This is a genomic window from Thermithiobacillus tepidarius DSM 3134 (genome assembly GCF_000423825.1).
Lineage (GTDB): Bacteria > Pseudomonadota > Gammaproteobacteria > Acidithiobacillales > Thermithiobacillaceae > Thermithiobacillus > Thermithiobacillus tepidarius.
Genome location: NZ_KE384096.1, coordinates 80,815 through 95,219 on the forward strand (window position 1 = coordinate 80,815; position 14,405 = coordinate 95,219).

General features: G+C 67.5%; 11 protein-coding genes. 9 read left to right on the forward strand and 2 right to left on the reverse strand.

What is annotated here, in order from left to right; genetic code table 11:
* Positions 1-84: 84 nt before the first annotated feature.
* Entirely contained in the window at positions 85-984 is a 900-nt protein-coding gene (gene mtgA, locus G579_RS17750) for a monofunctional biosynthetic peptidoglycan transglycosylase (protein WP_081662811.1), read from the reverse strand.
* 124 nt (positions 985-1,108) lie between these two features.
* On the opposite strand from mtgA, the gene G579_RS0113625 reads away from it, so the two are divergent.
* Positions 1,109-1,834, forward strand: coding sequence for a TVP38/TMEM64 family protein (locus G579_RS0113625; RefSeq protein WP_162143011.1), 726 nt, complete (start codon positions 1,109-1,111; stop codon positions 1,832-1,834).
* Here the strand turns inward: G579_RS0113625 and G579_RS0113630 are convergent.
* Entirely contained in the window at positions 1,809-3,779 is a 1,971-nt protein-coding gene (locus G579_RS0113630) for an APC family permease (protein WP_038020122.1), read from the reverse strand. The genes G579_RS0113625 and G579_RS0113630 overlap by 26 nt on opposite strands.
* Before the next feature lie 204 nt (positions 3,780-3,983).
* Between G579_RS0113630 and G579_RS0113635 the strand changes: the two genes are divergently transcribed.
* The 8 genes from G579_RS0113635 to G579_RS0113670 all read left to right on the forward strand — a co-directional run bounded on the left by G579_RS0113635 (position 3,984) and on the right by G579_RS0113670 (position 14,312).
* Complete coding sequence (locus G579_RS0113635) at positions 3,984-5,921, forward strand: aconitate hydratase (protein WP_028990604.1); 1,938 nt, start codon at positions 3,984-3,986, stop codon at positions 5,919-5,921.
* A 68-nt stretch (positions 5,922-5,989) separates the two neighbouring features.
* Entirely contained in the window at positions 5,990-7,285 is a 1,296-nt protein-coding gene (icd, locus tag G579_RS0113640) for an NADP-dependent isocitrate dehydrogenase (protein ID WP_028990605.1), read from the forward strand.
* A gap of 73 nt (positions 7,286-7,358) precedes the next feature.
* The gene (sucC, locus tag G579_RS0113645) at positions 7,359-8,528 is read left to right on the forward strand and encodes an ADP-forming succinate--CoA ligase subunit beta (RefSeq protein WP_028990606.1); all 1,170 of its coding nucleotides are present in this window, start codon (positions 7,359-7,361) and stop codon (positions 8,526-8,528) included.
* On the forward strand, positions 8,528-8,869 hold the full coding sequence (locus G579_RS0113650) for a hypothetical protein (protein ID WP_028990607.1): 342 nt from the start codon (positions 8,528-8,530) through the stop codon (positions 8,867-8,869). The genes sucC and G579_RS0113650 overlap by 1 nt, the downstream gene beginning before the upstream one ends.
* 43 nt (positions 8,870-8,912) lie before the next feature.
* Positions 8,913-9,794: a succinate--CoA ligase subunit alpha gene (gene sucD, locus G579_RS0113655; RefSeq protein ID WP_028990608.1), complete on the forward strand. Its 882-nt coding sequence runs from the start codon at positions 8,913-8,915 to the stop codon at positions 9,792-9,794.
* 221 nt (positions 9,795-10,015) lie between these two features.
* Positions 10,016-11,647, forward strand: coding sequence for an NAD+ synthase (locus G579_RS0113660; RefSeq protein WP_028990609.1), 1,632 nt, complete (start codon positions 10,016-10,018; stop codon positions 11,645-11,647).
* A gap of 15 nt (positions 11,648-11,662) precedes the next feature.
* Positions 11,663-12,001 carry a P-II family nitrogen regulator gene (locus G579_RS0113665; RefSeq protein WP_028990610.1) on the forward strand — a complete coding sequence of 113 codons (339 nt, stop codon included), beginning with the start codon at positions 11,663-11,665 and terminating at the stop codon, positions 11,999-12,001.
* 658 nt (positions 12,002-12,659) lie between these two features.
* Positions 12,660-14,312 carry a ShlB/FhaC/HecB family hemolysin secretion/activation protein gene (locus tag G579_RS0113670; RefSeq protein WP_028990611.1) on the forward strand — a complete coding sequence of 551 codons (1,653 nt, stop codon included), beginning with the start codon at positions 12,660-12,662 and terminating at the stop codon, positions 14,310-14,312.
* Positions 14,313-14,405: the final 93 nt, after the last annotated feature.

The window sequence follows — 14,405 nt, forward strand, 5'->3', positions numbered from 1 at the left end:
CCAGCCCGCTCCCAGGTGGCGGCAGCCCGCGGAATTTGGCGCGGCACCGTGCCCGCTTGGTTTTGGCTGCGGGTCTCGCCCCGGCTACTCCCCGTTCGCCGGCGCCGGATCGGCGAGCGGAAGCGGCTCATCCGGGCTTGGCAGGATTTCCGCCGGCTCGCTCGGCGTCTGGATCTCCGGCGCGGGTTCCGGCGCCGCTTCGATGAGCGGCGCTTCGATTTCCGCGGGCTTGGCCCGCTCCGCCCGCACAGCCGGCGGCGCCTTGATCAGCTTGGGCGGCGCGTCGAAGCCGGGGCCGTAGCGTTGGCCCATGCGCTTGAGAATGATGCGGGTCTTGCGCTGCAGGTGGCGGTCCTGGCGATGCTTGTCGTAGTAGCGGGGATTGGTGACCATGGCGGCCAGCTTGGCGGCCTGGGCCGGCGTCAGGCGGGCGGCGCTTTTGCCGTAATAGTGCTCGGCCGCCGCCTGGGCGCCGAAGACGCCGTCGCCCCATTCGATGACGTTCAGATAGATCTCGAAGATGCGGCGCTTGTCCAGGGTCTTTTCCAGCATCACCGTGATCACCGCCTCCTGCGCCTTGCGCCAGGGCGTGCGCTGGGTGGAGAGGAAGAGGTTCTTGGCCAGTTGCTGGGTGATGGTGCTGCCGCCGGCCACCACCTTGCCTTCGCGCCAGTTCTTTTGGGCGGCGACCCGGATGCCTTCCCAGTCGAAACCCTCGTGGCCGTAGAAGGTGGCGTCCTCGGAAACGATGAGGGCGCGCTGCAGATAGCGGGAAATCCGGGAGATCGGCACCCATTCCTGCTGGATGCGCGCCGGCTCGCCCGCCGCCGCCATCTCCGCCTTGCGCGCCTTCATCAGGGCCGTTTCCGTGGGGTTGTGGTCCACCAGGCGCAGCACCTGCACGTAGAGCCAACCCTGATAGAGCAGCAGCGCCAGCACGGCGGCGCCGAGCAGACGCCAGAACCACCTAAAAAGGAATTTCATGGGGGCGGGACTTGCTCCGGGTCCATATGCGACGAAAGTCGTATCTTCCGACGCTCGCCACTTTCGGTCAAGGCGAAGGAAAGATATGCTTTAACTTGTATTTAAAATTCATGGAATGCCGATCATGTCCAGTGAAGCTTCGTCTTCACCCCCGCCATCCTCCCGCTTTGCCCGCATTTCCTGGCGTCAATGGGTGATGCTGCTCACCCTGGTGCTGCTGGCCCTGGGGCTCGGGCCGTTGCTGGACTACACGCCCCTGGGGCAGGTCGTTTCGCTGCAGTACCTGCAGTCCCTGCGCGCCACCTGGGGCGACGTGCCGATCGCCTGGCTGCTCTATCTGCTCCTCGCCTGGCTGGGCGCCGTCTTCGGCTTTCCCTTCATCCTGCTGACCGCCATCGCCGGCATGGTCTTCGGAGCGCTGCTTGGCACCGTGCTGGCCTTGCTGGCCGGCATGCTGGCCGCGCTGGCGGGCTACAAGCTGGGCGAGCTGCTGGGGCAGGATCTGGTCATGCGCCTGCTGGCCCGGCGCTACAATTACTTGCGCGTCTGGCTGGGCGAGCACGCCCTCATGGCCGTGCTGTCCATGCGCGTGGTGGTGCCCTTTGCCGCCGCCAACCTGATCGCCGGCGCCATGCGCATCCCGCGGCCCTGGTACTTCCTGGGCACCCTGCTGGGCCTGCTGCCCTGGGTGGTGTCCATCGCCGTGGTTTCGGCCGACGTCGCCACGCCCTATGGCCTGGGTTGGCGCGTGACCCTGGTCGGCGTCGCCCTGCTGGCCCTGGGCATCACGGTCCGCTACCTGCAACGCCGCCTGCGCCGGCAGTTCAGGACACTTTCACGGCCAGGATGATCATCTGCAGGCCCTGCAGGTGCAGGCGCCGCTGCAGCGCCTCGGCGGTGTGGTTGTGCAGCAGGCGGGTCAGCCAGTTGTCCTGGGCGAAGACCAGCTTGCCGGCGAAGAACACGCTGTTGGGAAAGCGTTTTTCCACGATCTCCCGACAGAGCCGGTCCAGGGCGGCCACCGGATCGGTGCCGCAGGCCGAGAAGGCGGTGGCCGCCAGGCCATGCTGGTGGCAGAAATCCACGTAACGCTGCAGGTTGGCTTCCAGGTTGTCGCGAAAATCCCGGATGTCGGCGCCGCGCAGGGTGGCGATGTCCACCTCGCCGACGCTGACGAAAACGAAGTTTTTGTACTGGTTGGGGAAGAGCCTCAGCACCCAGAGCAGGGCATGGACGCCGAGTCCCTGGAACTTGTTGGACACCAGAATGACGGCGGTGGGCGCCTCGGGCTGCAGCGGAGGCGGCGGACTGGCTTCGGGCAAGGGCGGGTTGTCGAGCACTTGGTCCAATGACCGGAGCTTTTCCCGAACCGCCAGGTAGTGCTTGCGGATTTTGAGGCCGATGAAGACCACGCCGCTGGTGATGAGCACGGTGACCCAGCCGCCCTCGCCGAATTTCTCCACCACCGTCACCAGCAGGATGCCGACCGTCACCAGGAGACCCAAAAAGGCCAGCGCGAAGCGGCGCGCCCAGGCGGGCTCGGCGTCGCGGTTGCGCCACCAGTAGAGGCACAGCCCCAGCAGCGACAGCGAAAAGGTCAGAAACACGTTGATGCTGTAGAGCACCACCAGGATGTCCACCTTGCCGGCGGTCCCGACCAGGATGGCCAGCGCGGCGGCGCCCATGAGCAGGACGCCGTTCTTGGTCACCAGTTGCTCGGAGAGCTGGGAAAACTGGTGCGGCACCCAGGAATCGAGCGCCATGTTGGCCAGCACCGCCGGGCCGGCGAGAAAGCCCGTGTTGGCCGCCACGAAGAGCAGGCCGCCTTCGAGCAGCAACGCCGCCGTCAGCAGGGTGTCGCCGCCCCAGGGCAGCTCGCCGACGATGGCGCGGAAGGTGACGGCATTCAGGGTCTGGCCGCTGGCCGGGCGCGCATCCCAGAGCAGGTACAGGAGGATGATGCCGCCGGCGGTGAGGGCCAGCGAAACGGCCATGTACATCATGGTCCACTTGCCCGTGCGGATGCGCGGCTCGGCCAGCATGGTCACGCTGTTGGACACCGCTTCCAGGCCGGTGTAGGTGCCGCCGCCCAGGGAGTAGGCACGCAGGAAGAGGGCGATGACGAAGAGGGTGCTCACTTCCTGGCTCAGCAGGCGGGTTTCGCTCAGGGTTGCGGGGATGAGGGCGGGCAGGCGTTCCGCGTGCAGGCCGATGCCGTAGACGATGAGAAAGGCATGGGTGAGCACGAAGCCCATGAAGATGGGCAGGAGCACCTTGATGGATTCCTTCATGCCGCGCAGGTTCAGCAGGATCAGCAAGAGGATCAGAACTGCCTCCACCTCCACCTTGAGATGCAGGAAGATGCCCGGCAAGAGGCTGAAGAGGGCGTCGATGCCGCTGGCGACGGAGATGGCGATGGTCAGGACGTAGTCCACCACCAGGGCCGCGCCCGAGGCGAGTCCGGCGTGCGCGCCGAGGAGCTTGGTGGCCACCCGGTAGCCGCCGCCGCCCGAGGGGAAAAGCTCGATGACCTGGCTGTAGGCCAGTGAAATGATGAAGACGGTCAGCGCCGTCGCGACCGCCAGATAGAGCCCGAGATGGGTGTGATGGCCGAGCGCCTTGAAGGCTTCCTCGGGACCGTAGGCGGAGGAGGACAGGCCATCGGCGCCCAGGCCGACCCAGGCCAGGAAGGCAACCAGGGCCATGTGCTGGCGGGTTTCCGGAGAGAACGGATCGCGGGCGGCGCCCAGGATTTTATGTTTCCACCGTTGCCAGGCGTTGCTGTCCGTGGCCATGTGTTTCCTTGTTTCCGCTTTTGCAGGAATTTTTTCTGGTGTGCGTAGCATAAGCCGTTGGCCGGGAAAAGAAAGAGGCATGTTGCGCCACCGGCGCGAAAGGCACCGACCGGGCCGCACCACTTGGCTTACGCGGCCGGTTTTGCGAAACTTGGGAGATTCGTCCGCGCAGGATGCCTTGGTTTGTCATTCGGGAGTCGAGTCATGGGTTTGAACGTTACGCAAAAAATCATTCAGGCGCATTTGGTGGATGGGGAGATGAAGGCGGGCAGCCCGATCAGCATCCGCATCGATCAGACCTTGACCCAGGACGCCACCGGCACCATGGCCTACCTCCAGTTCGAGGCGCTGGGCCTGGATCGCGTGAAGACCGAGCTGTCCGTGTCCTACGTGGACCACAACATGCTGCAGGCCGGCTTCGAGAACGCCGACGACCACCGCTTCCTGCAGTCGGTGGCCGCCCGCTACGGCATCCACTTCTCCCGGCCCGGCAACGGCATCTGCCATCAGGTGCACCTGGAACGCTTCTCGCGGCCGGGCAAGACGCTGCTCGGTTCCGACTCCCACACGCCCACCAGCGGCGGCGCGGGCATGCTGGCCATCGGCGCCGGCGGCCTGGACATCGCGCTGGCCATGGGCGGCCTGCCCTTCAACCTGGCCATGCCCTACGTGGTCGGCGTGAAGCTCACCGGCAGCCTGCAGCCCTTCGTCAGCGCCAAGGACATCATCCTCGAGGTGCTGCGCCGCAAGACGGTGAAAGGCGGCGTGGGCAAGGTCTTCGAGTACTTCGGTCCCGGCATCCGCAGCCTCGACACGCCGGCCCGCTCCACCATCACCAACATGGGCGCGGAGCTGGGCGCCACCACCAGCGTCTTCCCCTCCGACGACATCACCCGGGCCTACCTGCAGGCCCAGGGCCGGGCGCAGGACTGGTCCGAGCTGCTGCCGGACGCCGACGCCCAGTACGACGAGGTGCTCGAGATCAACCTGGATGAGCTGGAGCCGCTGATCGCCTGTCCGCACAGCCCGGACAACGTCAAGACCGTGCGCGAGGTGGCCGGCACGCCGGTGGCCCAGGTGGCCATCGGCTCCTGCACCAACTCCTCTTATACCGACCTCATGACGGTGGCGGCCATGCTGCGCGGCCGCTCGGTGGCGGCAGGGGTGAGCCTGGGCGTGTCGCCCGGCTCCCGCCAGGTGATGGAGATGATCACCCGCGACGGCGGCATGCTCGACCTCATCGGCGCCGGTTCCCGCCTGCTGGAGTCCGCCTGCGGTCCCTGCATCGGCATGGGCTTCGCGCCGCCCTCCGGCGGCGTGTCGGTCCGTTCCTTCAACCGCAATTTCCCCGGCCGTTCCGGCACCAAGAACGCCGGCGTCTACCTGGCCAGTCCCGAGACCTGCGCGGCGGCGGCGCTGACCGGCGTCATCACCGACCCGCGCGACCTGGGCATCCCGGTGCCGCAGGTGAAGCTGCCCGAGAAGTACCTGGTGGACGACCGCATGGTCATCCCGCCGCTGCCCGCCGATGCCGCGCGCGCGGTGGAGATCGTGCGCGGCCCGAACATCGCCAAGCTGCCCCAGGGCCAGCCGGCGCCCGAGGTGCTGTCCGGGCCGGTGCTGCTCAAGGTGGGCGACAACATCACCACCGACCACATCATGCCCGCCGGCGCCAAGGTGCTGCCGCTGCGCTCCAATCTGCCGGCCATTTCGCAGTTCACTTTCAGCGCCATCGACGAGTCCTTCCCGGCGCGCGCGCAGGAGCTGGGCGGCGGCTTCGTGGTCGGCGGCCACAACTACGGCCAGGGCTCCAGCCGCGAGCACGCGGCCCTGGCGCCCATGTACCTGGGGGTCAAGGCGGTGCTGGTGAAGTCCTTCGCCCGCATCCACCTGGCCAACCTCATCAACTTCGGCATTCTGCCCATCACCTTCGTCGACGAGGCGGACTACGAGCGGGTGGAGCAGGGCGATCAGTTGGCGGTGGACATCCGCAATCTCACCGTGGGCGGCAGCCTGGTGGTGGTCAACCAGAGCAGGAACCTGGAGATCAAAGTGGCCGCCCAGATCGCCAGCCAGCGCGACCTGGAGCTGATCCGCTCCGGCGGCGCCCTGGCCTGGGCCAGCCAGCGCATGAGCGCCTAAGCACTTCAGCGGTATCGGCGGCGCGGCCGAAGCAGGCCGCGCCGCGGCAACAAAGGAGAACATGCCAGATGGCATACGAGAAGATTCAGGTCCCGTCCGCGGGCCAGCGCATCACCCTCAACGCCGACAACAGCCTGAACGTCCCCGCCAACCCGATCATTCCCTTCATCGAAGGCGACGGCATCGGCGTGGACATCACCCCCGCCATGCAGCGGGTAGTGGACGCGGCGGTGGAGCGGGCCTACGGCAGCGAGCGGCGCATCGCCTGGATGGAAGTCTATGCCGGCGAGAAGGCCTGCACGGTATACGGCAAGGATCAGTGGCTGCCCGAGGAGACAATGGGCGTGCTCAGGGAGTTCGTGGTGTCCATCAAGGGACCGCTGACCACGCCGGTGGGCGGCGGCATCCGCAGCCTGAACGTGACCATGCGCCAGGACCTGGATCTCTACGTCTGCCTGCGGCCGGTGCGCTATTTCCAGGGCACGCCCAGCCCGCTCTGCGACCCGGAGCTGGTGGACATGGTGATCTTCCGCGAGAACTCCGAGGACATCTACGCCGGCATCGAGTGGCGCGCCGGCTCGCCCGAGGCCAAGAAGCTGATCGAGTTCCTGCAAAAGGAGATGGGCGTTGCCAGCATCCGCTTCCCGGAGACCTCCGGCATCGGCATCAAGCCGGTGTCCAGCGAGGGCACCAAGCGTCTGGCGCGCCGCGCCATCCAGTACGCCATCGCCCACAATCGCGTGTCGGTGACCCTGGTGCACAAGGGCAACATCATGAAGTTCACCGAAGGCGCCTTCCGCGACTGGGGCTACGAGCTGGCCGAGACCGAGTTCGCCGACAAGACCTTCACCTGGCGCCAGTACGAGCGCATCCGGAAAGAAGAGGGCAAGGCCGCCGCCGATGCCGCCATGGCCGCCGCCGAGGACGCCGGCAAGATCATCGTCAAGGACGTGATCGCCGACAACTTCCTGCAGCAGATCCTGCTGCGGCCGGCCGAATACGACGTCATCGCCACCCTGAACCTGAACGGCGACTACATCTCCGACGCCTTGGCGGCGGAGGTGGGCGGCATCGGCATCGCGCCCGGCGCCAACCTGTCCGACACGGTGGCCATCTTCGAGGCCACCCACGGCACCGCGCCGGACATCGCCGGCCAGGGCAAGGCCAATCCCGGCTCGCTGGTGCTGTCGGCGGAGATGATGCTGCGCCACCTGGGCTGGGACGAGGCCGCCGACCTCATCCTGAAGGGCATGAACGGCGCCATCGCCGCCAAGACCGTCACCTGCGACTTCGCCCGGCAGATGGAGGACGCCACCGAGGTGTCCACCAGCGCCTTCGCGGAGGCGGTGGTGGATCACATGTGAGCACCGGGGGCCGGGCTTGCCGGCCTGACCGCCTGATCCCGACCGCTCACCTTACCGCTCAGGGCTCGCTGACATGTACTTGCACGAATACCAGGCCAAGCGCCTGCTGAACGACTACGGCATTCCCACGCCGCCCGGCTTCCCGGCCTTTTCCGTCAAGGAAGCGCTCAACATGGCGCGCGAGCTGGGCGGCAACCGTTGGGTGGTCAAGGCCCAGGTGCACGCGGGCGGGCGCGGCAAGGCGGGCGGCGTGAAGCTCGTCGACTCCATCGCCGCCGTGGAGCAGACCGCCCAGGCGCTGCTCGGCAAGCGGCTCGTCACCCCGCAGACCGGAGCGGCGGGCAAGCCGGTTTCCGCCCTGCTCATTGAGGCGCCCAGCGAGATCCAGCGCGAGCTGTACCTGGGCGCGGTGGTGGACCGCGCCCGTGCACGCATCGTCTTCATGGGCGCCGCCGAGGGCGGCATGGAGATCGAGGAGCTGGCGGCCCGGGATGCCAACGCCATCCGGCGCGTCGTGGTCGATCCCATCGTCGGCCTGCAGCCCTTCCAGGCGCGGCAGATGGCTTTCGCCCTGGGGCTCAAGGGCGAACAGGTGAGCCAGCTCACCCGCATCATGCAGGGCCTGGCCCGGCTGGTCTGCCAGAAGGACGCGCTGCTCGTCGAGATCAACCCCCTGATCGTGACCGGACAGGGCAGCCTGCTGGCCCTGGACGCCAAGATCACCCTAGACGACAACGCGCTCTTCCGCCATCCCGAGACGGACAGCCTGCGCGATCCCTCCCAGGAGGACCCGCGCGAGCTCACCGCTCGCCAGTTCGGCCTCAACTACATCTCGCTCGGCGGCAACATCGGCTGCATGGTCAACGGCGCGGGCCTGGCCATGGCCACCATGGATCTGATCAAGCTGCACGGCGGCGAGCCCGCCAACTTCCTGGACGTGGGCGGCGGCGCCACCGCCGACAAGGTGGCGCAGGCCTTCAAGCTGATCCTCTCGGACGAGCGGGTGCGCGCCATCCTGGTGAACATCTTCGGCGGCATCATGCGCTGCGACGTCATCGCCGAAGGCATCATCAGCGCCGTCAAGGAAGTGGGGCTGGAGCTGCCGGTGGTGGTGCGCCTGGAGGGCACCAACGTGGAGCTCGGCAAGCAGATGCTGGCCCAGAGCGGGCTCAAGCTCATCGCCGCCGAGGGACTGACCGACGCGGCCGTCAAGGCGGTCGCCGCCGCCCAGGGGAGGCTCTGATGGCCATCAACTTCGCCGCCGTGCAGGGCGTGCTGAAACTGCTCAAGGAAGCGGGGCCGCTCGTCAACGAACTCAAGAACGCCTACGCCAAGCGCGGGGCCAGCGAGGAGGAGGCGCAGACCGCCGCCGAACTCACCGTGGTGCTGGAGCAGCTCCTGGAAAAGAAGCTGGAGGACGTGCCGCGCCAGCGCGCCCTGGACAACCTGCGCATGGAGCTGCTGCGCGAGCTGTCCATGCTGCGGGCCCGCGCGCCCGAGCGCGCGCCGCTGCTGCCCTGGGTGCTGCTGGGCACCAATCTCGTCACCATCGTTCTTCTGATCGTGGTGCTGGTCCGCCTGTGAGCCGCGGCCGGCACCCTGATCGCCGTTTCCATGAAGGTCGCGCATGAGCATTCTCGTTGATCGCAACACCAAGGTCATCTGCCAGGGCTTCACCGGCAAGCAGGGCACGTTCCATTCGGAGCAGGCCATCGCCTACGGCACCCGGATGGTCGGCGGCGTGACGCCCGGCAAGGGCGGCGGCACGCATCTGGATCTGCCGGTCTTCGACACGGTGCGCGAGGCGGTGGACGCCACCGGCGCCGACGCCACGGTCATCTATGTGCCGTCGCCCTTCGCCGCCGACTCGATCCTGGAAGCCTGCGAGGCCGGCATTCCGCTCATCGTCTGCATCACCGAGGGCATCCCGGTGCAGGACATGCTCAAGGTCAAGGCCTATCTGCAGCATCACGGCGCGCGCCTGATCGGCCCCAACTGCCCGGGCGTCATCACCCCCGGCGCGTGCAAGATCGGCATCATGCCCGGCGCCATCCACCAGCCCGGCCGCGTGGGCATCGTCTCGCGCTCCGGCACCCTCACCTACGAGGCCGTGGACCAGACCACCAAGGCCGGCCTGGGGCAGAGCACCTGCGTGGGCATCGGCGGTGACCCCATCACCGGCATGGACTTCATCGAGGTGCTCGGCCTCTTCGAGGCCGATCCGCAGACCGAAGCCATCGTCATGGTCGGCGAGATCGGCGGGCGCGCCGAGGAGGAGGCCGCCGAGTTCATCAAGCGCCACGTGAGCAAGCCCGTGATCGGCTTCATCGCCGGCATCACCGCGCCGGCCGGCAAGCGCATGGGCCACGCCGGCGCCATCATCGACGGCGGCAGCGGCACCGCCGAAGCCAAGTACGCGGCCCTGGAGGCCGCCGGCGTGCACACCGTGCGCTCGCCCGCCGACATCGGCGCCAAGGTGGCGGCGGTGCTCGGCGCCGGCAAGAGTTGATGTCGCGGATGCCGGATTGCCGGTCTGGCTCGCCGATGGTGCCGTGGCGCAGGTTTGTAGGAGCGAGCTTGCTCGCGATCGCCGTTTGATTCATTCATGCACGCTCTCGCGCCTCTCGGCCCAGGGAAAGAACGCATGCAAAACCTGCTTCATTTTTCTCTCGCCGCGCCAATGGAGATTGCCGGCTGCTGCACCTTCCGGTTGAGCGGAGCACGCACCCCATGAAAATCGCCCTGGCCCAGCTCAATCTCACCGTCGGCGACCTGCAGGGCAACTGCGCGCGCCTGCGCGCCGCCGCCGAGGAGGCGCTGGCCCGGGGGGCGGACTTCATGGTCACGCCCGAGCTGGCGCTGACCGGCTATCCGCCCGAGGACCTCCTGCTGCGTCCCGACTTCCTGCGCGCCGCCGAGGCGGCCCTGCACGATCTGGCGCGCCAGCTCCCGCCCATCCCCGTCATCGTCGGCCATCCGCAGCGGCAGAACGACCGGCTCTACAACGCCGCCAGCCTGCTGCAGGAAGGCGCGGTGCGGGCCAGCTATCACAAGCACTGCCTGCCCAACTACGCCGTCTTCGACGAAAAGCGCTACTTCACCGCCGGCGCCCAGCCCTGCGTGGTGCGGATCGGCCGGGCAGCGGTGGGCATCACCATCTGCGAGGACGGCTGGTGCGGCGCCGCGCCCCTGGCCGCGGCCAAGGCCGCCGGCGCGGAGCTCATCGTCAATCTCAACGCCTCGCCCTACCACATGGACAAGCAGCTCCTGCGCGAGGACGTCATCGGCCAGCGCGCCCGGGAAACCGGGCTGCCCATCGTCTACGTCAACCTGGTGGGCGGCCAGGACGAGCTGGTCTTCGACGGCGGCTCCTTCGTCATGAGCGCCGACGGCCTGGTGACGCAGCGCGCCCCGGCCTGCGCCGAGGGCCTCTACCTGGCCGAGTTCGAGGCGCAGGACGGCCGGCTGGCGCCGCGGCCGGGCCCGCTCACCCCCATCGCGCCGCTGGAACGGCAGGTCTACGAGGTGCTCAAGCTCGGCGTGCGCGACTACGTGGACAAGAACGGCTTTCCCGGCGTGGTGCTGGGCCTGTCCGGCGGCGTGGACTCGGCCCTGACCCTGGCCATCGCCGCCGACGCCCTGGGCGCGGCGCGGGTGGAGGCGGTCATGATGCCCTCGCCCTATACCGCCGCCATGAGCCTGGAGGACGCCCGCGCCGAGGCCGAGGCGCTCGGCATCGGCTACAGCGAGATTCCCATCCGCGGCGTCTTCGAGGCCTTCAAGACCACCCTGGCCGCCGAGTTCGCCGCCTTCCCCAAGCGTCCGGGCGACGTGACCGAGGAAAACCTGCAGGCGCGCATCCGCGGCAACCTGCTCATGGCCGTGTCCAACCGCAAGGGCTACCTGGTGCTCACCACCGGCAACAAGAGCGAGATGGCGGTGGGCTACGCCACCCTCTACGGCGACATGGCCGGCGGCTTCGCCGTCATCAAGGACGTGCCCAAGACCCTGGTCTACCGCCTGTCCCGCTACCGCAACCAGCTCGGCCAAGTCATCCCCGAGCGCGTGCTCACCCGCCCGCCGTCGGCGGAGCTCGCCCCCGACCAGAAAGACACCGACAGCCTGCCGCCCTACGAGCAGCTCGATCCCATCATCGAGGCCTACGTGGAACAGGACCGCGCGGCGGCGGATATCGTGCGCATGGGCTATCCTGAGGATATGGTGCGGCGCGTGATCCGCATGATCGACCGCAACGAGTACAAGCGCCGCCAGGCCGCCCCCGGCGTGCGCATCAGCCCGCGCGCCTTCGGCAAGGACCGCCGCTATCCGATCACCAACCGTTACCCGACCTGGGAATCCTGAACCGGAGCAAAGCCCATGAAGAAAATCGAAGCCATCATCAAGCCCTTCAAGCTGGACGACGTGCGCGAGGCCCTGTCGGAGATCGGCGTGGCGGGCATGACCGTGACCGAAGTCAAGGGCTTCGGGCGCCAGAAGGGCCACACCGAGCTCTACCGCGGCGCCGAGTACGTGGTCGACTTCCTGCCCAAGGTCAAACTGGAGATCGTCCTGCCCGACGACCTCGCCGACCGCGCCGTCGAAGCCATCGAAACCGCCGCCCGCACCGGCAAGATCGGCGACGGCAAGATCTTCGTGTCCACGGTGGAGAAGGTGGTGCGCATCCGGACGGGGGAGGTCAACGAGGATGCGATTTGACCGCAGGAGGCCGGGGCGCGCGGCCGTGCGATGCTGCGGACGCTGCGCTGGCGCCATGGGCCGGCCTCGGCAAATCTGATTCAGTATCTTCTCCGATGACCCTGCTTGGCGGAAGGCAAAACCGCTGAAGCCGAGTCAGGTCAGCCGCGGCCGGGCATGCAGCCGGCCGCGCCGTCCTTCCAATGAATCCCGCCTGGCAGCCGGCCCTGAAATCATCCACCCACGTTTCCTTTGGCCGGATTTGAGCTATTTTTCATTTCGGCTTGGCTGTTCGATTGGCATGTCCGCGCGGCGGCAGCCAAGCGCTGCGCCAAAAGCACAACGGCCACCGCGTCCCCAGGGCAGTGTCTGCAAGACACGATAAAATGACAGTGCCCAGTGCCGCACCCGAAAATAACAAGAACGGGCATGATAAGAATGGGCTTCGAAGCAACGGGAGAGTTCCAGAAGGAAATCAGGCTTTCAGCTCTTGAAGTCTGGTTTGTGGGCGCGGCGCAGGGCGCACAAGGGCCTGTGCAAACAGCTGGCGCTGCCATGCGGGGAGATGGGGCGCTTGCCGCGGGCCGTTGATCCGCAGCGGATGGCACGCACTCCGGGCGGCGCAGCGCTCGCGCTTTGCCTTGCCTGCCTGCAGCCTGCTTGGGCATGGGCGGAAGTCGTGCTGCCCGAGGAAGCCGCCAACCAGGAATTCCTGCGCCAGCAGGAGCGGGAAAGAGCATTGCGGCAGCAGCAGGAACAAACCCCCGACGTGCGCCTGCAGCGCCCGCCGTCAGCCGACGCGGATCGCCTGCCCAGCGAAGAGTCGCCCTGCTTCCCCATCGAACGGATCGCGCTGCACGGCGATGATGCCGTGCGCTTTCAGTGGGCGCTCGCGGCGGCGGATCGCGCCGAGGGCGGCCATGCCGATGTGGCTGCCGGGCGTTGCCTGGGCGCTCGCGGCATCAACCTGGTGATGAAGCGGGTGCAAAATGCCATCGTGCAGCGCGGCTACATTACCGCTCGCGTGCTTGCCGAGCCGCAGGACCTGCGAACAGGCACGCTCGACCTGACCCTGATTCCCGGGCGGATCCGCCGCATCCGTTTTGCCGAGGGCACGGATCCGCGCGCCACACGCTGGAACGCGGTACCCGCCCGCGCGGGTGATCTGCTCAACCTGCGCGATGTCGAGCAGGCGCTGGAAAACTTCAAGCGCGTCCCCACCGCCGATGCGGACACTCAAATCACCCCCGCCGAGGGCACCGACGCCAAACCCGGAGAAAGCGACCTCGTAATTCAGTGGAAGCAGCGCATTCCCTTGCGCTTGAGCGTGTTCGCCGATGACTCTGGCACCGAAGCCACCGGCAAGTACCAAGGCGGGGTGACGCTGTCTTTCGATCATCTGTGGACGCTGAATGACCTATTCTACGCCAGCTTCAACCGTGATCTCGGCGGCGGCGATCCGGGGCGGCGTGGCACCCGTGGCTATGCCGTTCATTATTCGGTGCCCTTCGGTTATTGGCTGCTCGGCTTTACCGCGAGCAGCAGCCGCTATTTCCAGTCGGTGGCCGGCGCCAGTCAGACCTACCTCTACAGCGGCGAAAGCCGCAACGCCGACATCAAGCTATCCCGCCTGCTTTACCGGGACGCGGTGCGCAAGACCGTCCTGTCGCTGCGCGGCTGGACACGCTCCTCCAGGAACTACATCGATGACACCGAAGTGGAAGTGCAGCGCCGCCGCATGGCGGGCTGGGATGTCGGCCTGACGCACCGCCAGTTCATCGGCCCCGCCACATTCGACCTGGGCCTCAACCATCGCCGCGGCACCGGCGCCATGGGCGCTCTGCCCGCGCCGGAGGAAGCCTTTGGTGAAGGCACGTCCCGGCCCCGGATCATCATGGCGGACGCGCAACTGAATGTGCCCTTCGCCCTCGGCGCCCAGCGCCTGCGCTATCTAGGAGCGGCTCGCGCCCAGTGGAATCAGACGCCGCTGGTGCCGCAGGATCGCTTCGCCATTGGCGGGCGCTACACCGTGCGCGGCTTCGACGGTGAGAATCTTCTGTCGGCCGAGCGTGGCTGGCTGTTGCGCAACGATCTGGGCTGGACCTTGGGCCGCAGCGGGCAGGAACTTTACCTGGGAGCCGATCACGGCGAGGTGGACGGCCCGAGCAGCGAAAGCCTCATCGGCACGCGACTGACCGGCGCCGTATTGGGTCTGCGGGGCGGCTACAAAGGCCTGAGCTACGATGTCTTCATCGGCGGGCCGATCCGCAAGCCGGCGGGTTTCGAGACTGCTTCCCGGGTGGCCGGCTTCAATCTCGCCTGGTCGCTGTGAGGCGGATGCCGGCAGCTTGGCAGGGAGTAGTCGCACACGCAACAACCCGAGACGGTACCCGCCTGCGACATGGGCTGCCGGCTCCAATCATAC

Coding starts and splice junctions, on each gene's coding strand:
- mtgA (WP_081662811.1), bottom strand. CDS start 984: ATGAAATTCCTTTTTAGGTGGTTCTGGCGTCTGCTCGGCGCCGCCGTG.
- G579_RS0113625 (WP_162143011.1), top strand. CDS start 1,109: ATGTCCAGTGAAGCTTCGTCTTCACCCCCGCCATCCTCCCGCTTTGCC.
- G579_RS0113630 (WP_038020122.1), bottom strand. CDS start 3,779: ATGGCCACGGACAGCAACGCCTGGCAACGGTGGAAACATAAAATCCTG.
- G579_RS0113635 (WP_028990604.1), top strand. CDS start 3,984: ATGGGTTTGAACGTTACGCAAAAAATCATTCAGGCGCATTTGGTGGAT.
- icd (WP_028990605.1), top strand. CDS start 5,990: ATGGCATACGAGAAGATTCAGGTCCCGTCCGCGGGCCAGCGCATCACC.
- sucC (WP_028990606.1), top strand. CDS start 7,359: ATGTACTTGCACGAATACCAGGCCAAGCGCCTGCTGAACGACTACGGC.
- G579_RS0113650 (WP_028990607.1), top strand. CDS start 8,528: ATGGCCATCAACTTCGCCGCCGTGCAGGGCGTGCTGAAACTGCTCAAG.
- sucD (WP_028990608.1), top strand. CDS start 8,913: ATGAGCATTCTCGTTGATCGCAACACCAAGGTCATCTGCCAGGGCTTC.
- G579_RS0113660 (WP_028990609.1), top strand. CDS start 10,016: ATGAAAATCGCCCTGGCCCAGCTCAATCTCACCGTCGGCGACCTGCAG.
- G579_RS0113665 (WP_028990610.1), top strand. CDS start 11,663: ATGAAGAAAATCGAAGCCATCATCAAGCCCTTCAAGCTGGACGACGTG.